The organism is Ensifer sp. EB106-03-01-XG145 (assembly GCF_058792075.1).
The window spans coordinates 75,181-97,170 of sequence record NZ_JBYTEC010000006.1; the positions used below are offsets into that span (position 1 = coordinate 75,181).

Sequence of the window (21,990 nt, forward strand, 5' to 3'; positions counted from 1 at the left end):
ATCTCCCAAACGGCGCACCTGCTTGGGCGGCACTATAGCCAACGATCTCCGCAAAGGTCCAGCCAGACGAAGGTTCGAGGGTCAGCCCCCCTCAGCGAGTTTGATCGGTGCATCACGCGGCCGATATCGACAGCGCGCCCGAATGTGATACGCGAAAGGATCAGATCGCCGCGACTCACCCCCACAACAGCCGGTTGCCGCCATGTTTCGTGACTTCTCGCCCCAGAGCCTCTTCATGGGCCTGCTGATCGCCTTCGTCGGCTTCGCCAGTTCCTTCGCCGTCGTGTTGCACGGCCTGACCGGAGTCGGCGCCAGCGAAGCACAGGCTGCCTCCGGGCTGATGGCGTTGTCGATCTCCATGGGCGTCTGCGCGATTGTCATCAGCGCCATCACGCGGCTGCCGGTCAGCATCGCCTGGTCGACGCCGGGTGCCGCACTGCTCGCGAGCGCCGGCGTCGTCGAAGGCGGCTTCAACGCTGCCGTCGGCGCCTTCCTCGTCTGTGGGCTGCTCGTCGTCGTCGCCGGCCTCTGGAAACCGCTCGGCCGCCTGGTTTCGGGCATTCCTGCCCCGCTCGCCAATGCCATGCTCGCGGGGGTGTTGCTCAGCCTCTGCTTCGCGCCGGTCAAGGCGATCGCCTTCAATCCGCTTCTCGGCTTGCCGATCCTCATCGCCTGGGCGGTCGTCGGCAGCGTCAACAAGCTCTATGCGGTGCCGGCCGCGCTCGTCGCTTTCGTACTCGTCATCGCCTTCGGCGTCGAAGTCCCGGCGGGCGCCTTCTCTACCCTGTCCTCGGCGCTGGTGCCGATCGTCGAGTTCGTGACCCCACAGTTCAATGTCGCAGCCATGGTCAGCATTGCGCTGCCGCTCTTCATCGTCACCATGGCCTCGCAGAACATCCCCGGCATCGCGGTGTTGAAGGTCAACGACTATCACCCCGCCCCCGGGCCGCTGTTTGCGACCACCGGCCTCTTTTCCATGCTGAGCGCGCCGTTCGGCGGCCACGCGGTCAATCTGGCGGCGATCACCGCCGCCATGTGCGCCGGCAGCGATTCTCATCCCGATCGCAACCGACGCTACTGGTCGGCGATCAATGCCGGCGCCTTCTACATTCTCTTCGGGCTGCTTGCCGGCGCCGTCACCACCTTCGTCAGCCTTGCGCCTTCCATCCTGATCGAGGCGGTGGCCGGCCTCGCGCTCGTCGGCGCCTTCGCCAGTTCCGCCATGGCCGCCTTCACCGAGGCAAAGACACGCGAGGCGGCCGCCATCACCTTTCTGGTGACGGCATCGGGCGTCAGTTTCGCCGGTGTTTCCGGGGCCTTCTGGGGTCTGATTGCCGGTGGGCTGATGCTGGCGCTTGCGCGTCTTACCCAGAAAAAGGCCTGAACCCGCGGCAAAGCTTGCATTTCAAGCCGATCTCGTCTATGCACCGCCCCGTCCGCGTAGACACCCTTGGAGGCAACGCGGATGAAGCCCATGTGGCTTCGGTTCATCCGCCATGTCGGATGAGCTCTCCAGATTTAGACATAGAAAGGTCTACCCATGAGCCACGCAACTTACGAGCTCAAGGCCGAGACGCGCGAACGGGTTGGTAAGGGGTCCTCCCGTGAACTTCGTCGCAACGGTCTTATCCCGGCTGTCATCTACGGTGACAAGCAGGCCCCCGTTTCCATCGCACTCTCCACCAAGGAAGTGACGATGAAGATCCACGCCGGCGGTTTCATGACCACCGTCGCGGTCATCGACGTCAACGGCGAAAAGATCCGCGTCCTGCCGAAGGACTACCAGCTGGATCCGGTCCGTGACTTCACCATGCATGTCGACTTCCTGCGCGTCTCCAAGGACAGCCAGGTTACCGTTGAAGTTCCGGTTCACTTCGAAAACGAAGAGAAGTCCCCGGGCCTGAAGGCTGGCGGCGTTCTGAACATCGTTCGCCACGAAGTCGAACTCAACGTTTCGGCCAACGACATTCCGGAATTCCTGAGCGTCGATCTCTCCGGCCTCAAGGTCGGCGACGCCGTTCACATTTCCAACATCAAGCTGCCGAAGGGCGCGACCCCGGTTATCACCGACCGCGACTTCACCATTGCAACGATCGTTGCTCCGGCCGGTGGCGTGAAGGAAGAAGCCGAAGGCGAAGCAGAAGCCTGATTGGCTTTTGGGTGACTGGCGAAAAGCCAGTCCCGCTGCACTTCATCGAGAGCCCGTCCCATTCGTTTGGGGCGGGCTTTTTGCATTGGTCCACAGGCCTCTCGCCACACAGCGCCGGCATCGCGTCTCATCATTTATCACGAAGCGATTTCAGCAACATTTAAGGTTTTGATGATGTTCTTCTGTCGGGGAAACTGGGGCTCAGACTGAAGAGAATCCGAAATGAAATGCGTGGCAGCACCTTCCAAGGCGTGCATCCGATGATGCATTCCGTGGAGAACCGATTTATTGCGATTGTCTGTGGCGCAATGCTCGTTTTCATTGCCCCTCTGCTCGTTCTCTTCCTGAGTATCTCCAGCGACCGCATCGCACGCGAGCGGATTCACAACATCGAGCTGCTGATGGCCGCAAGCGCCGAGGCGCTGGGCAAACCCATCTGGGACTTCGACAGCGACGGCATCAAGCACATCGCCCGATCGCTGATAAACGGCACCGAGATTCTCTCTGTCACCGTCCGCGACCAGACCGGCTCGATCCTCGCCCAGATGCCGCTCGGCGGCGCTGTGCCCGGCACCAAGGACCGGATCCTCAGCCTGCCCATTTCCTATCAGTCCATGGATGGGATGAAGGAGATCGGTCGCATCGAGGTGAGAGTGCCGACGCCCGGCCTTCTGTCGCAATTCAGCAAGGACGAGCTGGCGATCCTCGCCATCCTGCTCTTCGCCGTCGCAATCGTCTTCGCCGCAGCCCTCGTCGGCAATCGCTTCACGGTGATGCGCCCGCTGATGCGCCTGACAGCGGCGATCGAGGCGACGCGCCGGCTCGGCTCACGCCACCGGGTCGACTGGACCTCCGACGACGAAATGGGCGCGCTTGCCGCCAATTTCAACGAGATGCAGGACCGGCTCGAGCGCGAAGAGACCGAACTGAAGAATGCGCACGAACGCGTCACCGATATCTACAACCTGACGCCCGCGATGCTGTTCTCGCTCGACGTCGACGGACGCCTGCTCGCCGTCAGCGACTACTGGCTGCTGGCGACCGGTTACGATCGGGACGACGTCATCGGCCGCGACTTCGTCGATTTCATCGATCAGCACTGGCACGAAACCTATCGCAGCCATGCCAAAACGATCGCGGTCGGCGACCATGAGATCCGGGAGGTCACCGTTCCTTTCCGCAAGACGGATAGCGAGCTGATGACGGTGCTGATCCAGGAGACGAAGGCGACCGGTGAAGGCAGCCTGTCGCTCTCCGTCATGACCGATGTCACGGCGCTGAAGCAGGCGGAAAGCCGCAACCACACCCAGGCGATCACCGACCACCTCACCGGCCTGCTCAACCGCCAGGGGTTCGAAGGGGCACTCGATGACGCGATCCGGCAGGCCGACGAATGCGGCATGCAGCTTGGCTGCCTGTTCATCGATCTCGACCGCTTCAAGTGGATCAACGACAATTTCGGCCACGCGGCCGGCGACGAAGTGTTGCGCCACACGGTCGAGCTCATCCGTGACGCGCTGAGCCCCGGCGACATCATGGCCCGCCTCGGCGGAGACGAATTCGCCATCCTGATTTCCGACCGGGACGCGGCTGCGCTCGCAAGCGAGATCGGCGAACGCATCGTTTCGGCACTGCGCGAGCCGATGCCGATTGCCGGCAACGAACTGCTCGTCAGCGCCAGCGTCGGCATCTCGGTCTACCCGGCCCATGCGGAAAACGCCTCCGACCTCCTGCTCAAGGCGGATATGGCCATGTATGCGCGCAAGCACGATGGCAAGAACGGCCTGCAGCTGTTTGACGCCAGCATGCTCGACGCTTCCCGCGAGCGCCATGAGATCGAACAGTGCATCGAGGCTGGGCTGAAGGACGACCACTTCGAGGCCTGGCTGCAGCCGATCGTCAGCCTTGCCGACGGACAGATCGCCGGCTTCGAGGCGCTGATGCGCCTCAACCACCCGGAAAAGGGCCTGATGCCGCCCGGCAAGATCATCGGCATTGCCGAGGAAACCGGCACGATCGCCCGCATAGGCGACCACATCCTCGAAAAGGCGATCCGCCATCTGGCTGCGATCTCCGAGCTGGACGGCACGCAGAACACCTACCTAGCCGTCAATTTCTCGCCGCTGCAATTCGAGCTGACGCTGCCGCACAAGCTCGCCGCACTGCTCCTGAAGCACCATATTTCGCCAAGCCGGATCGTCGTCGAGATCACCGAAGCCGTCCTCATGCTCGACAATCCGGAAGTGCACGCGGTGCTGAAGCAACTCAACGAATTCGGCTGCCGCATCGCGCTCGACGATTTCGGCACCGGCTATTCATCGCTGAGCTACCTCAACCGTTTCCCGGTCGATATCGTCAAGGTCGACCAGTCCTTCACCCGTTCGCTGAGTTCCGGCACCGCCGACATCCGCCGCAAGAGCCGCATGCTGATCAAGGGCATCCGCACGATCTCGCACCAGATGGGCTGCACCGTCGTTGCCGAAGGCATCGAGACGAAGGAGCAGTGGCAGCTGCTGCGCAAGCTGGGTGTCGATTGCGGCCAGGGCTATCTCTTCAGCCGGCCGATGCAGATCGACAGCATGCTGAAGATGCTGGAAAGCGACTCGGAGGCAAAGACGGCGGCGGTGGCAGACAGGCGGGCATGATGTTCGCTGCCAGCGGTCACGCTCTCCGATGGAGGTTCGGGACGCGGCAGCACTGCGCGGATACCGCAAGGCATGCAGCAAAAGGAGGAAAGCACGTGAAGGCGCTGATCCCAATATTTTTCCTCGGTCTCTTCACGACCGCTGAGGCACAGACGATCAAGTTCGTCACCGAGGAGTACCCCCCTTACAATTTTTCGACCGAGAACGGTCCGAGCGGTGCTGCGGTAGACCAGGTCAAGCGGATCATGGAGCGGCTGAAGCAGCCTTACACGATCGAGGTTCTGCCCTGGGCGCGGGCTTTCATGCTGGCCGAAACCGATCCTGCCTATTGCGTTTTCACCACCGGCCACGACGCCGAACGCGACAAGAAGTTTCTATGGGTCGAACCTCTGCTGGTCGATCATATGGTTATGGTTCGCCACGCCGGCTCAAACATAGCACCGGCTTCGCTGGAAGCAGCACGTCAGTACACCGTAGGCACCCAGCGCGAGGATTTTTCCGCAACCTATCTCAGGGACCACGACTTCCCGAAGATCGACTATGCCGCAAACCTCGATTCGAGCGTGAAGAAGCTGATCGCCGGACGCGTCGATCTGCTGATGACGTCAGAGAAAACCTTCCAGAGCATGCGCGCCGAGGGCAAACCGGTCGAGGCGGCGCTGGTGCTTGAAGGCAAGCTCTACGGCATCGCCTGCCACCGCGATGTATCGCGGGCAACCGTCGCCGCGATGCAGCGCGAACTGGACCGGCTGGTCGGCAACGGCACCCAGGACGAAATCTTCAAGCACTACGGCCTCACGCCGAATGCCAGCCTGCGCGCCGAGAAATAAGCGTTGACTTCCCCCGGGCACGATGATTTTGGATGGCCCCACCCCGAAATCATCGACGCGTGACGACATGCTGATCATCGTAGGGCTTGGCAATCCAGGTTCGAAATACGCCACCAACCGGCACAATATCGGCTTCATGGCGGTCGACGTCATTCACCGCCGGCACAGCTTTTCCTCCTGGTCGAAGAAGTTCAAGGCCGAGATCGCCGAAGGCGAGATCGCCGGCGAACGCGTGCTCCTGATGAAGCCGCAGACCTTCATGAACCTCTCAGGCGAAGCGGTCGGCGAGGCCATGCGCTTCTACAAGCTGCAGCCGAAGGATATTACCGTCATCTATGACGAACTCGACCTGCCGGCCGCCAAGGCGCGGCTCAAGGTCGGCGGCGGCCATGGCGGCCACAACGGCATCAAGTCGATCGATGCCCATTGCGGCAAGGAGTATCGCCGCCTGCGCCTGGGCATCGGCCATCCCGGCGTCAAGGACCTCGTTCACGCCCACGTTCTCGGCGATTTCGCCAAGGCCGACCAAGCCTGGCTGATACCGCTGCTCGACGCCATCGCCGACAATGCCGACATGCTGGTGCGCGGCGAGGATTCCCAGCTTCTGAACAAGATCGCGCTCGCGACCGGCGGCAAACCGGAAGCGGACAAGCCCGAAACCCCAAAGAAGCAGGGCGCGCAATCGCACATCCACCAGGCGCGCAATTCCGCCCAGCCAAAGAAGCTGCCGGCAACCGGCCCGATGGCCGACATGCTGAAGAAGATGTTCGGTTCGAAGGGCGACTAGCTTCCCGTTTCCGGAGCGAGCGCTAGTTTTCGCTCAGGTCGGCTTTGAAGACCGGCCTGGAGCACGCCCTATGAGCCACCCGGTGATTGACTGGCTTCTCGCTTCGGATCCTTCGATCCGCTGGCAAGTGATGCGTGACCTGCTGGATGCCCCGGAACCTGTGTGGAGGGCCGAGCGAGCCAAGGTGGAGACCGAAGGCTGGGGCGCCAGACTGCTTTCGCATCAGGACGACGACGGCCAATGGGCGGGCGGCGCCTTTATTCCGGCTGGTTTTGACGCGCGCGAGTGGTCCGAGCGCGGTCAGCCCTGGACGGCCACGTGCTTTTCGCTGTCGCAGCTTGACTTCTTCCGCATCAAACGGATAGCCGCGAACCTGAAAGAGACCCGAACGCCTAGGCGGCTCTGTGCGCTGCCAGAAAGATCCGCACCGCCTCGGCCGCATGGGCCTGCAAGACGTCAGGCGCCGGAATGGCGCCGTCGCCGAGCAGCATGGCATCATTTACCGGTCCACCCATGACGAGCCAGTTGAAGAAGCCGCCAGCGACCTGCACATCCCTCACCCGGATGTCGCCCTTCTCGCTATAGCGCTTGAAGGCGACGGCAAGCCGCCTGATCGAGCGCATGGGTCCGCGCTCGTGCAGGGCTTCGCCAAGCTGCGGAAAGCGCTCGACCTCGGCAATCACCAGGCGTCGCACCTGCATAAGCCGCGGCGTCATCACGATCGCCAACAACTGGGTGGCATAGTCGAGCAGAAATTCTTCGATTGGCTCATCGCCGTCAGGATCGGCGACCTGCTCCTGGAACTCATCGCCTGCCCCGCCCGTCATGCTGCGCACGACTTCCAGAAACAGCGCCTCTTTGCTCTGGAAATGGGAATAGACGGTCTGCTTCGACACTTCCGCCGTCGCCGCGATCTCATCCATGTTGGTGCCGAGAAAGCCGTGTTTCAGGAAGAGATCGCTTGCTGCCGCCACGATCCCCTTGCGGGTGCGTTCCATGCGCGTCTTTGCGCCGTTGCTCAATCCTGCCCCTCCGCCTTGCTGCACGTCACAAATCATCTGCCCCACACGATAGGCCAGTCGGATTGACAAATCAAACTGGACGGTACAGTCTAGTTAGTGAGACGATGTCGGGAGAGGGCCATGGTGAAACCACAAGCAAGAAATCGAATTGCCGCCTGCCGCTGCGGGCTGGTTGCCTTTGAAGCCGTCGGCGAACCGATCGTCGGCGCCGCCTGCTATTGCACCAGCTGCCGCACCGCCGGCGAGCGCTTCGAGGCCCTGCCCGAAGCCTCGCCTGTGCTGGAAGCCGACGGCTCGACGCGCTTCGCGCTCTACCGGAAAGACAGGATCCGCTGCATCAGGGGCAGCGAGCTTTTGCGCGAGCATCGGTTGACACCCGAGGCGCCGACGCGAAGGGTGATCGCGAGTTGCTGCAACGCCGCCATGTTCCTCGAATTCAAAGGCGGCCACTGGTTGAGCGTCTACAATCAGCGTTTCGCCCCGGACGAACAGCCGCCGCTCGAAATGCGGACCATGACGAAAGATCGCAAGGCAGGCGTCGAGCTCAACGACACACTGCCGAGTTACAAGACGCATTCGGGCCGCTTCATGTGGCGGCTTTTGACCGCCTGGGCGGCCATGGGATTCAAGGCGCCCAGGATCGACTATGTGAAAGGTGAGGCCAATGGCATCTCAGGCTGAGAAGATCGAGATCGAAAACATCGTCTCTCCCGGCCATAAATACCGTGTCGACCGGGTAAAATACGAGGCAATGCGCGAAGCCCTGCTCGCGGTCCTTCCGCCGGCCGCACCGGGGCTGACCGTCGCGGAAGCGAAGGAGCGGCTATTGCCGTTGTTGCCGCAGGACCTTTTCCCCGAGGGTGCAAAGGCCGGCTGGTGGCTGAAGGCGGTTCAGCTCGATCTCGAAGCCAAGGGTACGATCAAGCGGGAAGCAAGCAAGCCGCTTCGTCTACATAAGAAAGCATAAAGCGAACCGGCGACCCCCGCCATCCTTCGTGCCGACCGCTATTCCTCGGGTTCGGTGGTGAAGAGCAGCGGAAAACCCGCTTCCTTGGCAAGATCGGTCGCCGCTTTGGCCTTGGTTTCCGCAATGTCGCGCACACAGACGACGACCACCGAGGTGCCCATCTTGTGCGCCGTCATCATCACGCGGTAGCCGGCCTCCTCGCTCATATGGAACACGGCCTTGAGCACGCCGACGACGAACTCGCGCGGCGTGTAATCGTCATTGAGCAACATGACCTTGTAAAGCTTCGGCCGTTCGAGCTTCGGCCTGACCTTCACTTTGACTTTTCTGGCAACCTCGTTGTCACTCATCGGAACCACCCCGTTGATGACAGAAAGAACGGAAATTCCTTAAACCAGAACCGATTTAGGGACAAAATCGTGAAACAGATCTAAATGTTACAGCGACCTTAGTGCGTCTCAAGAGACGTGCGGCGCCGTATGCGCACGCACTATCCTACGGGCGGGCGCACCGATCAAGCAAAAGCAGGGGCGGCGGTCACCGTCGGTCAGCTGGCCGGCCAGTGGCCGACGAACATCGACGCCGCCTCGTCGTAGGAGCGGGCGTGCTCCAGTGCCGCCTCGGGCGGCTGCTGCCTAGCAAGAAGCGCGTGATAGAAGCAATGTACGAAGAGCGGCGCATCGGCCCCTTCGGGCGAACCATCTGGGGCGACGTAGAGGGCTGCGCCACCCGTCCCGACAAAGGCATCGCCATATGCCTTTCCGCCGGTCTCGCAGCAGGTGCTGAGAACGATCTTGCCGTCGAGCCTGGCATGCTCGGCAACAACTGAAGGCGGCAGGCTACCGTCGACCAGCATCGATGTGTCGATGCCTTCGCAATACTCGCCGAAGACGAAACCATTTTTGTCGCCGTGACCGCAGATGACCAGATGCTGATGCACGAACTCGCCGCCGGCGATCAAGGTCAGGAAGTCCCCGGGTGTCCCCGGCAGATGCAGCGTGACGACGGCGCCAAGGCTCTCCAGCATGGAACGGATCAGCAGGGCTTCGAGCGTGTCGCCGATATCGACGACGGCCACCGGCACGCGCGGGAACATGAATTTCTGATCGATCAATGTGGGCTCCTCAGATTTTTCGCCGCGACGGGACCGGCGGATTTCTGAGGGCATATGCGGCCCAAATACCGCGCGTTCAACGGCGCAGGCCCCTTATTTACCGTGAACGGGGTGTCCACCCTTGACCAGCAAGCGCCCTTCCCGCATAGCCACGCCAACGGAATTTAAGGATACGGACGAGACCCCATGGGCTTCAAATGCGGTATTGTCGGGCTGCCGAACGTCGGCAAGTCCACGCTCTTCAACGCACTCACCAAGACGGCGGCCGCCCAGGCGGCCAACTACCCGTTCTGCACCATCGAGCCGAACACCGGCGAAGTGGCGGTGCCGGACCCGCGCATGCGCAAGCTTGCCGACATTGCCAAGTCGAAGGAAATCATCCCGACGCGCATCTCCTTCGTCGACATCGCCGGCCTCGTGCGTGGCGCGTCGAAGGGTGAAGGCCTCGGCAACCAGTTCCTCGCCAACATCCGCGAAGTGGATGCTGTCGTGCATGTGCTGCGCTGCTTCGAGGATGACGACATCACCCACGTCGAAGGCCGCATCCACCCGGTCGCCGATGCCGAGACGATCGAGACCGAGCTGATGCTCGCCGACCTCGACAGCCTCGAGCGCCGCACCGAGCAGACCCGCAAGCGCGCCGGCGGCAAGGACAAGGACTCCATGGCGCAGCTTCCGATCATGGAAGCCTCGCTGAAGCTGCTGCAGGACGGCAAGCCGGTACGCACGCTGCTTGCAAAGCTCGATGCCGAAGAGCTGCGCATTCTGCAGAGCCTCAACCTCCTGACCGCCCATCCGGTGCTCTACGTCTGCAACGTCGCGGAAAGCGATGCGGTCGACGGCAACGAACACACCCGCGCGGTTGCCGAAATGGCCAAGGCGCAAGGGGCGGAAAGCGTCGTGATCTCGGCGGCGATCGAATCCGAAGTGGCACAGCTGCCGGAAGAAGAATCCAAGGAGTTCTTGAGCGCGCTCGGCCTCGAAGAAGCCGGTCTCGACCGTCTGATCCGCGCCGGCTACAAGCTGCTCGACCTCATCACCTACTTCACCGTCGGCCCCAAGGAAACCCGCGCCTGGACGATCCAGCGCGGCACCAAGGCACCGCAGGCCGCCGGCGTCATCCATACTGACTTCGAGCGCGGTTTCATCCGTGCCAACACGATCGCCTACGAGGATTACATCACGCTCGGCGGCGAAGTGGGCGCCAAGGAAGCCGGCAAGGCGCGCGACGAAGGCAAGGAATACGTCGTCCAGGACGGCGACGTCATCCACTTCCGTTTCAACACGTAAGGCCGGTCGCAGCGCTTTTGCGCTGCATCAGGCATGAGAAAGCGCGCTGCCAGAGACGATCTGAATGCAGCGCACATCAAGGCTCAGAGATCACGGCGCGGCATGCAACCGCGCCGTCATCGTTTCCGGCAGCAGGCCCATGACCATACGGCGCAGCCTCTGCCAGAAGATGCCGATGACCAGAACAGTGACGCCGACGGCCGCGAAGGCGACGAAGACGTAGCTGTCGAGCGAAGCGCCGGTCTGGCTCAGCATCGTCCAGATCGCACCACCCAGCGACAACAGCCCTGAGGTGACGAAGGCGCGGCGGTCGATGATCAGCCCGACCAGCATGAAAGCGGCGACGATCAGGATCGCGGCAACCGCCTGGCCGAAGCCGGCCTGGCCGTCCCACCAGCTGCTGCCACCGTTCGACAGGAAAACCAGGCCCATCAGTGCGTAGAGCAATGCAGGTGCTGCGGCCAGGTGCAGCCAGAATGCCGTATCCGAGCGCGCGGTCTCACGCTGTGGATCGGAAACGTCGTAGCGCATGGCGGCCGCAAAAAGGCCCAGGGCTCCAACAAGAACGGTGAGCGCGAGAAGCATGAAATGGTCTTCGTTGGCAAGGTCGATCCCCAGGATCTTCTCGAGGGCAAGAAGGATCGCGACCACGCAGATGAGTGCGATCGATACCATCAGACCGGCCAGCGCCAGTGGTACACGATAGCGCCAGTAGAACAGGCCCAGCGGGATCGGGAACGCCGATAGGTAGGCGAGTGCAAAGACAAGCGGCTTCCAGGCATCGTCATGCTCGCTCACGAACAACAGTGACGTCGTCCCGACCCAGTGCACGAGCGCGACCGTCAGCGCCACCGACGGCAGTGCCAGCCGCTGGCGCCGCACCAGGATTTCGGCAAGGATGAGAATGACCGGCAGCGTTGCGAACGGACCACCCAGACCCCAAAGGCCGATCAGCACGACAATGACGCCGATGGTGATCAGGATATCGTGAAATCCCCGCACGAACCGCGGCTGCTCGCTGTCTTCGGCTGCACGCGCATCAAGCGCAGCGTCATGTCGCTCCGCGGCGGCATCCGGCGCCGTCGGCCCGAAGATCATGCCGCGGTCGGCAAGATAGGCTTCCAGATCTCTCACCTGGTTCGCTGAGATGATCCCTTTTTCGGCAGCGCCTGCGAGCGCTCTGTTCAGTTCGGTCACGAATGCTCCTCGATCAAGCGCCACCGGATGCGGCAGCCAGACAGGTGGTTGCATGAACGTCCGGCATGCGCAACCTGGAAATTCAGCCCGCGCTGCCTCGCAACAGATCCGCTCAAATGGATTCCGCTTCGATAAATTATGCAGTAGGTAGACGGCAGCAAATCAGACGGGACAACTTAAGCATGCTGTATTTCGAGGATTTTTCCGAAGGGCGGCGTTTCGACTACAAGCCGGTCGAGATGAACCCGGCGGAGATGATCGCCTTCGCCAGTGAGTTCGACCAGCAGCCGATGCATCTCGACGAGGAAGCGGGAAAACGCAGCATTCTTGGCGGCCTTGCCGCGTCCGGTTGGCACACCAGTGCCGTCGGCATGCGCATGATGCTCGACGCCTTCATGGGCAATTCGACGTCTCAAGGCTCGCCCGGCATCGACTTCATGGACTGGAGGAAGCCGGTCATCGCCGGCGATATCCTCAATGGCTTCAGCCTCGTGCTCGAGGCGCGGCGGTCGAATTCGAAGCCCGATCTCGGCATCGTCAAATTCCGCAACGAAATCACCAACCAGGCGGGTGAGCCCGTGGCGGTCTCCGAATGCACCGTTCTCTTTCGCTGCCGCGAGAAGGGGCAAGCCTGATGATGACGATGGAAGAATTTTACGCCGCCAGGGCCAAGACCGCCATCGGCAGCCTGACCTTCACGGCCGAAGACATCATCCGCTTCGCCCGCGACTTCGACCCGCAGCCTTTTCATCTCGATGAGGAAGCGGCGCGGCATTCGCTGTTCGGCGGGCTTTGCGCATCGGGCTGGCATACCAGCGCCGGATGGATGCAATGCTTCGTCCGCTTCTGGAGAAACGAGCAGCGCCGGCTTGCCGCAGAGGGTCTGCGTGCGCCGAACCTCGGCCCCTCGCCCGGCTTTCGCGATCTCAAATGGTTGAAGCCGGTCTATGCCGGAGACACGGTCACCTATTTCGTGACCTTCCTCGAAAGCCGCTCGCTCACCTCGAAACCCGGCTGGCGGATCAACACGATCCTGTGCGAAGGCGACAACCAGCACGGCGAGGCGGTGATCCGCTTCGAGAGCAAGGTGATCGAGTTCGTGTAACAACGAGCGCCGCCTTCGGGCGACGCACCTCCAGAGACATCTTAATTCCAGCGCGGTTTGCGCGTAAAATCAGCACCAGACAAAGCGCGGTGCCGCCTGTCACTTACCCCGTGCGGGATGCCCGCCTTGCATCAAGGAAACGGGAGTGTTGGCCATGGAAAAAACCCATGTCTGTGAACTTGCGGACGCCTATCTGCGTCTTGGCGGCCATCGCCGTGTCGTGATCGACGATAACGAGACATCCGTCAGAAGTTGGGAAGACGAGCCTCCGGAAGCCGAACAGTTCTGGCAAAAGGAAGTAGAGACACTGCCACCCGCCACACAGCGTGAAGTTCAGCTGATGTTGCGGACGATCAATCGCCTCTGAAGCGATCGAAAATGATCCGGTGCGGAACGGCAGGGCGGATTTCGATCCGCAATGCCGCTATCGCCCGTCAGGATCAGTGGCCTTCGAATTCGATCAGCGTGCGGACATTGACGCCGAGCGCTTCGAGCTTCTTGCGTCCACCGAGATCGGGGAGATCGATGACGAAGCAGGCGGCGACGATATCGGCGCCCATCTGCTTCAGAAGCTTGGTGGCCGCTTCCGCCGTCCCGCCGGTCGCAATCAGATCGTCGACGAGGATCACCTTCTCGCCCGGCTTGATCGCGTCCTTGTGCATTTCCATTTCGTCGACGCCGTATTCCAGGCTGTAGGCGATGCGCACGGTGTCGTGCGGCAACTTGCCCTTCTTGCGGATCGGCACGAAGCCGGAAGAAAGCTGGTGTGCAATCGCGCCACCGAGGATGAAACCGCGCGCTTCGATGCCGGCGATCTTGTCGATCTTGGTACCGGCGTAGGGATGCACCAGTTCATCGATCGCGCGGCGGAATGCGCGCGGATTGCCGAGCAGCGTGGTGATATCGCGAAACATCACGCCCGGCTTCGGATAATCAGGAATGTTCCGGATGGCGGAGATCAGTTCCGATTGAACGGTGGTCATGGGCAAAAGGGCCTTTGCGTCTCTTGTTACCGCAAACCCATAACACCATCGGCCTCTTTGTCTATAACGGTTTCTTCTCGCGTCGTCGGCGGGAACAATTGGCCGCCCTTGGGGGTTGATGCTACTCTAATCGTGCGGTCGCCCGACCGGCGCGCCGCGCTCTCGCATCAAACTTTAGACAGGGAAGGAAGCACCATGCGCCTGTTTGAATGCGGTTCCCTCGTCCCGGGTTGCGAATGGCACACGCGCGCCGACAACGATGCCGAAATCGTGCGCCGCGCCGTCGAGCACATGCGCGAAACGCACGGCGAGACGGTTATTCGCGAAAACATGATCGACAACATCAAGGCCCGGATCACCGACGAATCCAAGGCGGCGTAGCCGTCCGGCCAAGGCGGCGTAAAGCCGTCCGGCCAAGGCGGGGTAGCCGTCCTCAAGGCGGCGCTAGCCGTCCGATTAGTCCGGCTTCACCATGGCTTCGAGCCGGGCGATGAGGTTTGCCCGGTCGAGACTGAAGTTGCGCTCGATCCAGAGATTTTCGAGCTCCCCGAGGATTTCGCCCACGCGCGGGCCGGCCGCAACGCCGGCCTTCAGCACGTCGCCGCCATTCAGCGGGAAGCTCGGCCGCTTCCAGGCCTCGGCGCGTGCCAGCAGCCGGCGCAGTGACGCGGTCTCGGACAAAAGCGCCGGGTCGCCTTCCGACTTGCGCCGTGCCGTCGCCAGCGCCAGCCGCAGCCCTATGACAATCCCCTCCACGCCATGACGATAGAGCAACCGATCGAAGGCCGTATCGACGGTGGTCGCGGGGACCGCCGGCGCCTTGGCCCAGCGGTTGAAATAGGCAGCTTCCGCTTTCGACAGACGCAGACGCTCCGCCATTGCCTCCAGGCGCTCTTCGTCCGGCGGTACGATCGCGGCCAGGCGCAGAAGCGGATCCGGTGCCCAGCCAAAGGCGCGCTCGGCGGCAACGATATCCGGGATCGCGTCGATGCCCCATTTTTCCGTTTCCGGCAGAATTTCGGTGAGCACACCGGCTTGGCGCATCCACAGCAGCGCGCGGCCGGGATCGGCGGCGGAAAGCAACTTCTTTGTTTCGGCCCAGACCCGCTCGGCCGAAAGCGTTGCAAGCTTCGAGCGCGCCCTGGCACAGGCGCGCAGGCCCTCGGCATCCGGCCTGCCGCTGCCGTAGTGGGCGAAGAAGCGGAAGAAACGCAGAATGCGCAGATAGTCCTCGGCAACCCGCTCTGAAGCATCGCCGATGAAACGCAGCGTGCGCGTCTCGATGTCCGAGAGCCCGCCGACATCGTCGAACACGTCGCCGCGGTCGTTCGCGTAAAGTGCGTTGATGGTGAAATCCCGCCGTTCGGCATCCGCCTTCCAGTCGGTGCCGAAAGCGACTTCCGCGCGGCGGCCATCGGTCGAAACGTCACGCCGGAGCGTCGTGACTTCATAGGGCGTTCCGTCGATGACGAGCGTTACGGTGCCATGATCGATGCCTGTCGGCACCACCTTGATGCCTGCCGCCTTCGCCCGCTCGGACACTTCGTCCGGACGCCAGGTGGTCGCCATGTCGATGTCGCCGGCCGGCAGACCCATCAGGCTGTTGCGCACCGCGCCGCCGACGACCCGGACCTCGCCGCCCTCGACGTTCAGGACCTCGAAAACACGGCGGAGAGAGGGCGATGAAAACCAGCCTTCGCCGGCAACGGAAGTCATGCGTAAAGCCTTTCATAAAGCATGCGGAGGATGCCGGCGGTGATACCCCAGATGTTGTGGTCGCCATAGGGCATTCGATAGAAATGCCGTTCCTCACCCTGCCAATGCCCGCGACCGCGGGTGTGATTGCTGGGGTTCATCAGGAAGGACAGCGGCACCTCGAAGACGCTTTCGACCTCGTCCGGATTGGCGATCAGCTCGAAGCCGGGCTTCACCACTGCCAGCACGGGGGTGATGCGAAAACCGGACATGGCCATGTAATGCGGCAGCCGGCCGATGGTCTCGACGAAGCGCGGATCGAGACCGATCTCCTCCTGCGCTTCGCGCAACGCCGCCACTTCGACGGACCGGTCCTCGGGGTCAACGGCCCCACCGGGGAAAGCCACCTGGCCGGAATGCTTGCGCAGGCTCGCCGTGCGCTGGGTGAGGATGACGCTGGCATCGTCGCCATCGTCGACGACGGGCACGAGGACTGCGGCATCCTTCAGATGCAGCGTCTCTAGATAGGGCACGATGCCCGGATTGAGCAGGAAATCGCCGTGGTCGCGCCAGGAGGTTTCCACAGGTCCGCCCATCTGGGTCAGCGCACGTCGACGGAATTCGTCAGCGGAGAAGAGATGCCGGTTCATCGCGACAGCGCTTCCAGCTCTGCCGCCGGCATGATCGGGAAGACGGCGCCGCCCGAGCGCACGCAGAACATCTCGGTGCCATCGACTTGCTGCGTCTCACCGAGTTCGACGATTTCGTACATGACGGGCCGGGAGACCAGCGCCTCCAGGCGCCCGCGCACATGCAGATATGGTTTCAGCTCCCGGTTCTCGCCGTGGATGACGAAGCGCAGCGGATGCTCCGGCCCGGCTTCGACCACATCGCCGACATTGGTGCGGAAGGTCAGGACCTGGCCCTGTTCTCCCTGGGTCATGCTCATTTCGACGGCCACGAAGGGCGCATCGACGATGCGGATGCCGACCTTTTCCACAGGAGTCACGAGATAGGTGTGCCCATCCTCGTCCTTGCGCAAAACGGTGGAAAACAGCCTGACCAAGGGCTGCCGGCCGATCGGTGTGCCGAGATAGAACCAGGTGCCGTCGGCGCGGATCTCCATGTCGATGTCGCCGCAGAACGGCGGATTCCAGCGGTCCACCGGCGGCAGGCCGCGCGCCTTTTCGCCGGTCTGCCCCGCAGCACGCGCAATCAGTGCCGCCAGTCCGGCGGCATCGCCGGTTTGCTGAATTTCGGCTTCTGCCATTGTTCCGTCCCGTTTGACCACGATTTTCAGATCGAGACCTTTGATATGTCACGAGATAGTGCGTCGGCGCCGACTTGTCAGCCGTCCGGCAGGGTCTAAATTGGAATTTGGCAACTGAAATCCCGGTATAGGGCGATTCGGTTTAACAACGGGCGACCGGGGAGTACGACCATGACTGTCATGAAGGGCGCGGCCGACGCGATCGACGAGAAGACGATTGTCGCCGCGGCCGAAAGCGCACTCGGCGAAATCGCCCGGGTGCGTGCGGAAGTCGGCAAGGTTATTTTCGGCCAGGAAAGTGTTGTCGAGCAGACCCTGCTCGCCGTTCTCTCCGGCGGCCATGCCCTGCTCGTCGGCGTTCCCGGTCTTGCCAAGACGAAGCTCGTCGCCACGCTCGGCACGGTCCTCGGCCTTGATTCCAGCCGCGTGCAGTTCACGCCCGACCTGATGCCCTCCGACATCCTCGGCTCGGAAGTCATGGACCAGGATGCGGCCGGCCATCGCTCGTTCCGCTTCATTCCCGGCCCGATCTTCACGCAATTGCTGATGGCCGACGAAATCAACCGCGCCTCGCCGCGCACGCAATCGGCGCTGCTGCAGGCGATGCAGGAGTATCACATCACCGTGGCAGGCGCCCGCAAGGACCTGCCGGCGCCCTTCCACGTGCTTGCCACCCAGAACCCGCTGGAGCAGGAGGGCACCTATCCCCTGCCCGAGGCGCAGCTCGACCGCTTTCTGATGCAGGTCGATGTCGGCTATCCCGACCTTGCGGCCGAGCGGCAGATCCTGCTTGAGACCACAGGTGTCAGCGAAGCAACCGCTCACCCGGTCATCGATGCAGCGCGGCTGCAGCAGATCCAGGCCCTCATCCGACAGATGCCGATCGGGGAAAAGGTGGTCGACGCGATCCTGTCGCTCGTGCGCTCCGCCCGTCCGGGCAACGGCAATGCCGCGACCGACAAGAACGTTGCCTGGGGTCCCGGCCCACGCGCCGGCCAGGCGCTGATGCTCTGCGCCCGCGCCCGCGCGCTTTACGACGGGCGCCTGGCGCCGTCGATCGACGACATCCTGGCGCTTGCCGAGCCCGTGCTTCAGCACCGCATGGCGCTCACTTTCGCTGCCCGCGCCGAAGGCATGACCGTGCGCGACGTCATCGCCGATCTGGTGAAACAGGCCAGAGGCTGACGAATGGCCACCGTCGGGCACATAGTCTCGCGTACTCCTGCTGGTGAAGTACTTTCCCGCGCGCAACAGCGCGCCATGCTCGTTCCCGATTGCCTGGTCGAAGCACGGCGGATCGCCAATACCGTGATTTCCGGCTGGCATGGCCGGCGCAAGCGCGGCATTGGCGAGAATTTCTGGCAGTTCCGGCCCTACAGCGACGGCGAGAGCCTGTCGCGCATCGACTGGCGCCGCTCGGCGCGCGACGACCACACCTATGTCCGCGACCGCGAATGGGAGGCCGCGCACACCATCTGGCTGTGGGCGGATCTTTCCCCGTCGATGATGTACAAGTCGAGGCTCGGCGCCGTCTCCAAGGAGAGCCGCGCGCTCGTGCTGATGCTGGCGCTCGCCGAGATCCTCGCGCGCTCCGGCGAACGCATCGGCTGCCCCGGCATCATGGAGCCGATCTCGGCCCGCAATGCCGCCGAACGGCTGGCGACCGCAATCATGCTGAGCCCGCTCGCGGAAGGCCTCCCCAACACCGGGATGATCCGCAGCGCCAGCGATCTCGTGCTGATCGGCGATTTTCTCGATCCGGCGGAAAAGATCATGGACCGCCTCGGCCCGCTGGCGCGGCGGGGTTTGCGCGGCCATGTGGTCGAGATCGCCGACCCTGCAGAAGAGGTGTTTCCCTATAGCGGCCGCACCGAATTCACCGACCCGGAGACCGGCGAGAAGCTGACGGCCGGCCGCGCCGAAGTGCTGCGCGAGGACTATCAGCGCGCCTATGTCGGCCGCCGCGACAGCCTGGGCGTGACGCTCCGCCACCTCGGCTGGACCTTCACCCCGCACAGAACCGACCGGCCCGCCTCGGAGGCGCTCGTCGCCGTGCATACCTATCTCTCCGGCATGCCGGGACGCGCGACGCACGGGGGCCAGCTATGAGCAGCTTGCCCTTCCTGTTCACCAATCCCGCCATCCTCGCCGCCCTCGTTGCCCTGCCCGTCATCTGGTGGCTGCTGCGCATGACGCCGCCAAGGCCCGCGGCCGAAGTCTTCCCGCCGCTGCGCATCCTGGCGTCCGTGATGAAGCGCGAGGAAACCCCGGCGCAAAGCCCCTGGTGGCTGACGCTGCTGCGCATGCTGATGGCCGCGGCGGTGATCCTGGCGATCGCCGATCCGGTGTTCAACCCGCGGCAGAACACGCTTTCGTCCGCTGGCCCGCTGGCGCTCGTCATCGACAACAGCTGGGCGACGGTCTCCGATTGGGATCGGCGGGTCGAGGCCGCCAATGCGCTCATCGACGATGCGGAGGCGAAGGATCTGCCGGTTTCGATCGTCTTCACGACCGATCGACAGCACGATGCGACCCCGGCTTCCGCCACCACCGCGCGAGACCGGCTGGCCGCGGCGCAGCCGCAACCGCTGCCGGCCGCGCGCGATCGGGCGCTTGCCGCCATGAAAGCCGCCCTCGCGAACTCGCCGCCTGGCACGCTTGCGTTCCTCAGTGACGGGATCGAGGCTGGGGACGGTCAGACGATGCGCCAAGTCGCGGAGATCGGCGCGGCCAACGTCCGCCGGATCGAAGGCAATGCGGAAAGCGCCATCGCGCTGACGTCCGCGACCAACGAAAACGAAGGCATGCGGGTCACGGCATCGCGGCTGCCGCTTGGCGAGCCACGCGCCTATTACGTCTTTGCCCGCGACGCGCGCGGCACCGCCATTGCCGAAGGAGAACTCCGCTTCGCTTCTGGCGCCACGGCAGCGAATGCCCTGTTGAGGGCCCCCTTCGAGCTGCGCAACGATTTCGCACGTCTGACGATCGAGGGCCAGGCGACAGCCGGCGGCATCCACCTGCTCGACGATGGCAATCGCCGTCGTCGCGTGGCCTTGCTGAGCGGCGAGGTGCATCAGTCGCAGCCGCTGCTTTCACCGCTCTATTACATCAAGCGGGCGCTCGAACCGCACGCCGACCTGATCGAGCCGCGAGAGGAAGCGATCGGCAAGGCGATTGCCGAACTTCTCGCTCAAAATCCGTCGATCCTGGTCATGGCCGACGTCGGCCGGTTGCCGGACGAAAGCTATCCGCTGGTGACGCGCTGGCTGGAGAATGGCGGCATGCTCGTTCGCTTTGCCGGCCCGAGGCTGGCCGGCGCGCCTGCCGACGACCCGCTCGTCCCCGTCATGCTCAGGCAGGGCGAACGGTCCCTCGACGGCGCGCTCTCCTGGTCAGAGCCGCAGCCGCTTGCCGACTACCCATCTTCCAGCCCCTTTGCCGGTCTCGAGCATCCGCGCGATGTGCTTGTCAAACGCCAGGTTCTGGCGCAGCCGACACCGGACCTTGCCGAACGGACCTGGGCCAACCTCGCCGATGGCACGCCGCTGGTCACGACAGCCGAACGCGGACGTGGACGCATCGTGCTCTTCCACGTGAGCGCCGACCCGGGCTGGTCGAACCTGCCAATTTCAGGCTCCTTCGTCGACATGCTGCGCCGGTCCATCCAGCTTTCACGTGCCGGCGGCATTGCCGGCGACCAGACAAGCAAGGCGCAGACGCTGCCGCCCTATCGCCTGGTAAACGCCCGGGGCGAACTGACCACCGAGACGGGCAGCGCCCGACCGCTTGAGATCGCCCCCGGAGTTGCGCCGATTGTTTCCGCAGACACACCGCCCGGCCTCTACGGCTCGGAAGAGGGTTTCGTTGCCAACAATCTTCTCCCCGACGGCGGCAGCATCGCTCCGATCAGAGGTAACCTCGTCAGCGAACGCGCGGAAGGGCTGGAAGGCGTGCGTCCGTTCTCGATCCGGCCCTATCTCTTCGGGCTCGCGCTGATGCTTTTCATGATCGACACGTTGATCGTGCTTTATATGGCGGGCGGCCTCACGGGATTGCGCCACCGCGCTGCTGGCGGCGCCGCCACGGCAGCCGTGCTTGCAACCCTTGGCCTTGCCACCCTTGGTCTTGCTGCCCTGGCACCAACGATTGTTCACGCGCAGGATAGCCAGCCAAGCGACGCGCAGACACTGCAACGCCTCGACACGACCCACCTCGCCTATGTCATCACCGGCGAGGCCGAGGTCGATCGATTGTCGGAACAGGGCCTCCTGGGCCTCAGCAACTACCTGACCTATCGCACAGCCCTGGAACCGGGCGCCCCCGTTGGCGTCGATCTGGAACAGGACGAGCTGGCGTTCTACCCGATCATCTATTGGCCGGTATCCGCCACGGCGCCGATGCCGAGCAGCAGAGTGATGAGCCGGATCGACGCCTATATGCGCAATGGCGGGACCGTGCTCTTCGACACGCGCGACCAGTTCTCCTCGCTCACGCCTTCGGCGGCGGGCGACAGCCCCAATGTGCAGCGCCTGCAGGAGATGCTGAACGGCCTCGACATTCCGCCGCTGGAACCGGTGCCCTCCGACCACGTGCTGACAAAGGCCTTCTACCTACTTTCGAATTTTCCCGGGCGTTACACCGAGAGCCAGTTGTGGGTGGAAGCCGCCCCCCATGACGCCGAGGAGCAGAGCAACCGACCGGTGCGCGGCGGCGATGGCGTCACGCCGATCATGATCACCGGCAACGACTTTGCCGGCGCCTGGGCTGTCGACGCCAACGGCGCGCCGCTTCTGCCGACGGTACCGCCGGACGAAATGCAGCGCGAATATGCTTATCGGGCGGGCGTCAACATCATGATGTACATGCTGACCGGCAACTACAAGTCCGATCAGGTTCATGTGCCGGACCTCCTCCAGAGGCTTGGGCAGTGAGGGCT

General features: G+C 63.2%; 23 protein-coding genes and 1 pseudogene. 16 read left to right on the forward strand and 8 right to left on the reverse strand.

Annotated features, from left to right (window positions below):
* The first annotated feature begins 202 nt into the window (after positions 1-202).
* From AC3WWH_RS16505 to AC3WWH_RS16530, 6 genes and pseudogenes are all read left to right on the forward strand, one after another.
* Complete coding sequence (locus tag AC3WWH_RS16505; protein ID WP_058321129.1) at positions 203-1,384, forward strand: benzoate/H(+) symporter BenE family transporter; 1,182 nt, start codon at positions 203-205, stop codon at positions 1,382-1,384.
* A 156-nt stretch (positions 1,385-1,540) separates the two neighbouring features.
* Positions 1,541-2,149 (forward strand): 50S ribosomal protein L25/general stress protein Ctc, encoded by a 609-nt coding sequence (locus tag AC3WWH_RS16510; RefSeq protein ID WP_058321130.1) that lies wholly within the window; start codon positions 1,541-1,543, stop codon positions 2,147-2,149.
* Between the two features lie 260 nt (positions 2,150-2,409).
* Positions 2,410-4,794: a putative bifunctional diguanylate cyclase/phosphodiesterase gene (locus AC3WWH_RS16515; RefSeq protein WP_058321190.1), complete on the forward strand. Its 2,385-nt coding sequence runs from the start codon at positions 2,410-2,412 to the stop codon at positions 4,792-4,794.
* Positions 4,795-4,889: 95 nt separating this feature from the next.
* A complete protein-coding gene (locus AC3WWH_RS16520) occupies positions 4,890-5,624 on the forward strand; it encodes a substrate-binding periplasmic protein (protein ID WP_058321131.1) in 735 nt (244 codons plus the stop codon).
* Between the two features lie 67 nt (positions 5,625-5,691).
* Positions 5,692-6,411 (forward strand): aminoacyl-tRNA hydrolase, encoded by a 720-nt coding sequence (gene pth / locus AC3WWH_RS16525; protein ID WP_058321191.1) that lies wholly within the window; start codon positions 5,692-5,694, stop codon positions 6,409-6,411.
* 70 nt (positions 6,412-6,481) lie between these two features.
* Positions 6,482-6,760, forward strand: a pseudogene (locus tag AC3WWH_RS16530) (squalene cyclase); the annotation flags it as partial.
* Positions 6,761-6,803: 43 nt separating this feature from the next.
* Here the strand turns inward: AC3WWH_RS16530 and AC3WWH_RS16535 are convergent.
* Positions 6,804-7,433: a TetR/AcrR family transcriptional regulator gene (locus tag AC3WWH_RS16535; RefSeq protein ID WP_245299058.1), complete on the reverse strand. Its 630-nt coding sequence runs from the start codon at positions 7,431-7,433 to the stop codon at positions 6,804-6,806.
* A 120-nt stretch (positions 7,434-7,553) separates the two neighbouring features.
* Between AC3WWH_RS16535 and AC3WWH_RS16540 the strand changes: the two genes are divergently transcribed.
* Both AC3WWH_RS16540 and AC3WWH_RS16545 read left to right on the forward strand, forming a co-directional pair.
* Positions 7,554-8,114 (forward strand): GFA family protein, encoded by a 561-nt coding sequence (locus AC3WWH_RS16540; protein WP_058321132.1) that lies wholly within the window; start codon positions 7,554-7,556, stop codon positions 8,112-8,114.
* Positions 8,098-8,400, forward strand: coding sequence for a DUF6958 family protein (locus AC3WWH_RS16545; RefSeq protein WP_058321133.1), 303 nt, complete (start codon positions 8,098-8,100; stop codon positions 8,398-8,400). Before AC3WWH_RS16540 ends, AC3WWH_RS16545 begins: the two co-directional genes overlap by 17 nt.
* A gap of 38 nt (positions 8,401-8,438) precedes the next feature.
* On the opposite strand, the gene clpS is transcribed toward AC3WWH_RS16545, so the two are convergent.
* Positions 8,439-8,750: an ATP-dependent Clp protease adapter ClpS gene (gene clpS, locus AC3WWH_RS16550; protein WP_058321193.1), complete on the reverse strand. Its 312-nt coding sequence runs from the start codon at positions 8,748-8,750 to the stop codon at positions 8,439-8,441.
* Positions 8,751-8,947: 197 nt separating this feature from the next.
* Positions 8,948-9,514, reverse strand: coding sequence for a hypothetical protein (locus AC3WWH_RS16555; protein ID WP_058321134.1), 567 nt, complete (start codon positions 9,512-9,514; stop codon positions 8,948-8,950).
* Between the two features lie 186 nt (positions 9,515-9,700).
* On the opposite strand from AC3WWH_RS16555, the gene ychF reads away from it, so the two are divergent.
* Positions 9,701-10,804, forward strand: coding sequence for a redox-regulated ATPase YchF (gene ychF, locus AC3WWH_RS16560; protein ID WP_057253112.1), 1,104 nt, complete (start codon positions 9,701-9,703; stop codon positions 10,802-10,804).
* A 90-nt stretch (positions 10,805-10,894) separates the two neighbouring features.
* Here ychF and AC3WWH_RS16565 read toward each other — a convergent pair whose 3' ends face one another.
* Positions 10,895-12,001 (reverse strand): hypothetical protein, encoded by a 1,107-nt coding sequence (locus AC3WWH_RS16565; RefSeq protein WP_063891432.1) that lies wholly within the window; start codon positions 11,999-12,001, stop codon positions 10,895-10,897.
* A gap of 182 nt (positions 12,002-12,183) precedes the next feature.
* Between AC3WWH_RS16565 and AC3WWH_RS16570 the strand changes: the two genes are divergently transcribed.
* The 3 genes from AC3WWH_RS16570 to AC3WWH_RS16580 all read left to right on the forward strand — a co-directional run bounded on the left by AC3WWH_RS16570 (position 12,184) and on the right by AC3WWH_RS16580 (position 13,473).
* Complete coding sequence (locus tag AC3WWH_RS16570) at positions 12,184-12,636, forward strand: MaoC family dehydratase (RefSeq protein ID WP_058321135.1); 453 nt, start codon at positions 12,184-12,186, stop codon at positions 12,634-12,636.
* Positions 12,636-13,106, forward strand: coding sequence for a MaoC family dehydratase (locus tag AC3WWH_RS16575; RefSeq protein ID WP_082640694.1), 471 nt, complete (start codon positions 12,636-12,638; stop codon positions 13,104-13,106). The genes AC3WWH_RS16570 and AC3WWH_RS16575 overlap by 1 nt, the downstream gene beginning before the upstream one ends.
* Before the next feature lie 154 nt (positions 13,107-13,260).
* The gene (locus AC3WWH_RS16580; protein ID WP_057253108.1) at positions 13,261-13,473 is read left to right on the forward strand and encodes a hypothetical protein; all 213 of its coding nucleotides are present in this window, start codon (positions 13,261-13,263) and stop codon (positions 13,471-13,473) included.
* 73 nt (positions 13,474-13,546) lie between these two features.
* Here the strand turns inward: AC3WWH_RS16580 and AC3WWH_RS16585 are convergent, their stop codons facing one another.
* Positions 13,547-14,089 (reverse strand): adenine phosphoribosyltransferase, encoded by a 543-nt coding sequence (locus AC3WWH_RS16585; RefSeq protein WP_057253106.1) that lies wholly within the window; start codon positions 14,087-14,089, stop codon positions 13,547-13,549.
* A gap of 195 nt (positions 14,090-14,284) precedes the next feature.
* Here AC3WWH_RS16585 and AC3WWH_RS16590 point away from each other — a divergent pair, with 195 nt between their 5' ends.
* Positions 14,285-14,470, forward strand: coding sequence for a DUF1059 domain-containing protein (locus AC3WWH_RS16590; protein WP_057253104.1), 186 nt, complete (start codon positions 14,285-14,287; stop codon positions 14,468-14,470).
* Between the two features lie 75 nt (positions 14,471-14,545).
* Here the strand turns inward: AC3WWH_RS16590 and AC3WWH_RS16595 are convergent, their stop codons facing one another.
* From AC3WWH_RS16595 to AC3WWH_RS16605, 3 genes are read right to left on the reverse strand one after another with little or no spacing between them, the layout of a single operon-like run.
* Positions 14,546-15,805: a CCA tRNA nucleotidyltransferase gene (locus tag AC3WWH_RS16595; protein ID WP_058321136.1), complete on the reverse strand. Its 1,260-nt coding sequence runs from the start codon at positions 15,803-15,805 to the stop codon at positions 14,546-14,548.
* The gene (locus AC3WWH_RS16600; RefSeq protein ID WP_058321137.1) at positions 15,802-16,434 is read right to left on the reverse strand and encodes a CoA pyrophosphatase; all 633 of its coding nucleotides are present in this window, start codon (positions 16,432-16,434) and stop codon (positions 15,802-15,804) included. The genes AC3WWH_RS16595 and AC3WWH_RS16600 overlap by 4 nt, the downstream gene beginning before the upstream one ends.
* Positions 16,431-17,054 carry a DUF1285 domain-containing protein gene (locus tag AC3WWH_RS16605; protein ID WP_058321138.1) on the reverse strand — a complete coding sequence of 208 codons (624 nt, stop codon included), beginning with the start codon at positions 17,052-17,054 and terminating at the stop codon, positions 16,431-16,433. Before AC3WWH_RS16605 ends, AC3WWH_RS16600 begins: the two co-directional genes overlap by 4 nt.
* Before the next feature lie 171 nt (positions 17,055-17,225).
* Here AC3WWH_RS16605 and AC3WWH_RS16610 point away from each other — a divergent pair, with 171 nt between their 5' ends.
* From AC3WWH_RS16610 to AC3WWH_RS16620, 3 genes are read left to right on the forward strand one after another with little or no spacing between them, the layout of a single operon-like run.
* Positions 17,226-18,239 (forward strand): AAA family ATPase, encoded by a 1,014-nt coding sequence (locus AC3WWH_RS16610; protein ID WP_057253096.1) that lies wholly within the window; start codon positions 17,226-17,228, stop codon positions 18,237-18,239.
* 3 nt (positions 18,240-18,242) lie between these two features.
* Complete coding sequence (locus AC3WWH_RS16615) at positions 18,243-19,163, forward strand: DUF58 domain-containing protein (RefSeq protein WP_058326538.1); 921 nt, start codon at positions 18,243-18,245, stop codon at positions 19,161-19,163.
* Complete coding sequence (locus tag AC3WWH_RS16620) at positions 19,160-21,985, forward strand: DUF4159 domain-containing protein (protein ID WP_058321139.1); 2,826 nt, start codon at positions 19,160-19,162, stop codon at positions 21,983-21,985. The genes AC3WWH_RS16615 and AC3WWH_RS16620 overlap by 4 nt, the downstream gene beginning before the upstream one ends.
* Positions 21,986-21,990 lie beyond the last annotated feature (5 nt).

Excerpts from the sequence above, each read along its gene's own strand:
- AC3WWH_RS16505 (WP_058321129.1), top strand. The coding sequence starts at position 203 with ATGTTTCGTGACTTCTCGCCCCAGAGCCTCTTCATGGGCCTGCTGATC.
- AC3WWH_RS16510 (WP_058321130.1), top strand. The coding sequence starts at position 1,541 with ATGAGCCACGCAACTTACGAGCTCAAGGCCGAGACGCGCGAACGGGTT.
- AC3WWH_RS16515 (WP_058321190.1), top strand. The coding sequence starts at position 2,410 with ATGATGCATTCCGTGGAGAACCGATTTATTGCGATTGTCTGTGGCGCA.
- pth (WP_058321191.1), top strand. The coding sequence starts at position 5,692 with ATGCTGATCATCGTAGGGCTTGGCAATCCAGGTTCGAAATACGCCACC.
- AC3WWH_RS16540 (WP_058321132.1), top strand. The coding sequence starts at position 7,554 with ATGGTGAAACCACAAGCAAGAAATCGAATTGCCGCCTGCCGCTGCGGG.
- AC3WWH_RS16545 (WP_058321133.1), top strand. The coding sequence starts at position 8,098 with ATGGCATCTCAGGCTGAGAAGATCGAGATCGAAAACATCGTCTCTCCC.
- clpS (WP_058321193.1), bottom strand. The coding sequence starts at position 8,750 with ATGAGTGACAACGAGGTTGCCAGAAAAGTCAAAGTGAAGGTCAGGCCG.
- ychF (WP_057253112.1), top strand. The coding sequence starts at position 9,701 with ATGGGCTTCAAATGCGGTATTGTCGGGCTGCCGAACGTCGGCAAGTCC.
- AC3WWH_RS16570 (WP_058321135.1), top strand. The coding sequence starts at position 12,184 with ATGCTGTATTTCGAGGATTTTTCCGAAGGGCGGCGTTTCGACTACAAG.
- AC3WWH_RS16575 (WP_082640694.1), top strand. The coding sequence starts at position 12,636 with ATGATGACGATGGAAGAATTTTACGCCGCCAGGGCCAAGACCGCCATC.
- AC3WWH_RS16580 (WP_057253108.1), top strand. The coding sequence starts at position 13,261 with ATGGAAAAAACCCATGTCTGTGAACTTGCGGACGCCTATCTGCGTCTT.
- AC3WWH_RS16585 (WP_057253106.1), bottom strand. The coding sequence starts at position 14,089 with ATGACCACCGTTCAATCGGAACTGATCTCCGCCATCCGGAACATTCCT.
- AC3WWH_RS16590 (WP_057253104.1), top strand. The coding sequence starts at position 14,285 with ATGCGCCTGTTTGAATGCGGTTCCCTCGTCCCGGGTTGCGAATGGCAC.
- AC3WWH_RS16595 (WP_058321136.1), bottom strand. The coding sequence starts at position 15,805 with ATGACTTCCGTTGCCGGCGAAGGCTGGTTTTCATCGCCCTCTCTCCGC.
- AC3WWH_RS16600 (WP_058321137.1), bottom strand. The coding sequence starts at position 16,434 with ATGAACCGGCATCTCTTCTCCGCTGACGAATTCCGTCGACGTGCGCTG.
- AC3WWH_RS16605 (WP_058321138.1), bottom strand. The coding sequence starts at position 17,054 with ATGGCAGAAGCCGAAATTCAGCAAACCGGCGATGCCGCCGGACTGGCG.
- AC3WWH_RS16610 (WP_057253096.1), top strand. The coding sequence starts at position 17,226 with ATGACTGTCATGAAGGGCGCGGCCGACGCGATCGACGAGAAGACGATT.
- AC3WWH_RS16615 (WP_058326538.1), top strand. The coding sequence starts at position 18,243 with ATGGCCACCGTCGGGCACATAGTCTCGCGTACTCCTGCTGGTGAAGTA.
- AC3WWH_RS16620 (WP_058321139.1), top strand. The coding sequence starts at position 19,160 with ATGAGCAGCTTGCCCTTCCTGTTCACCAATCCCGCCATCCTCGCCGCC.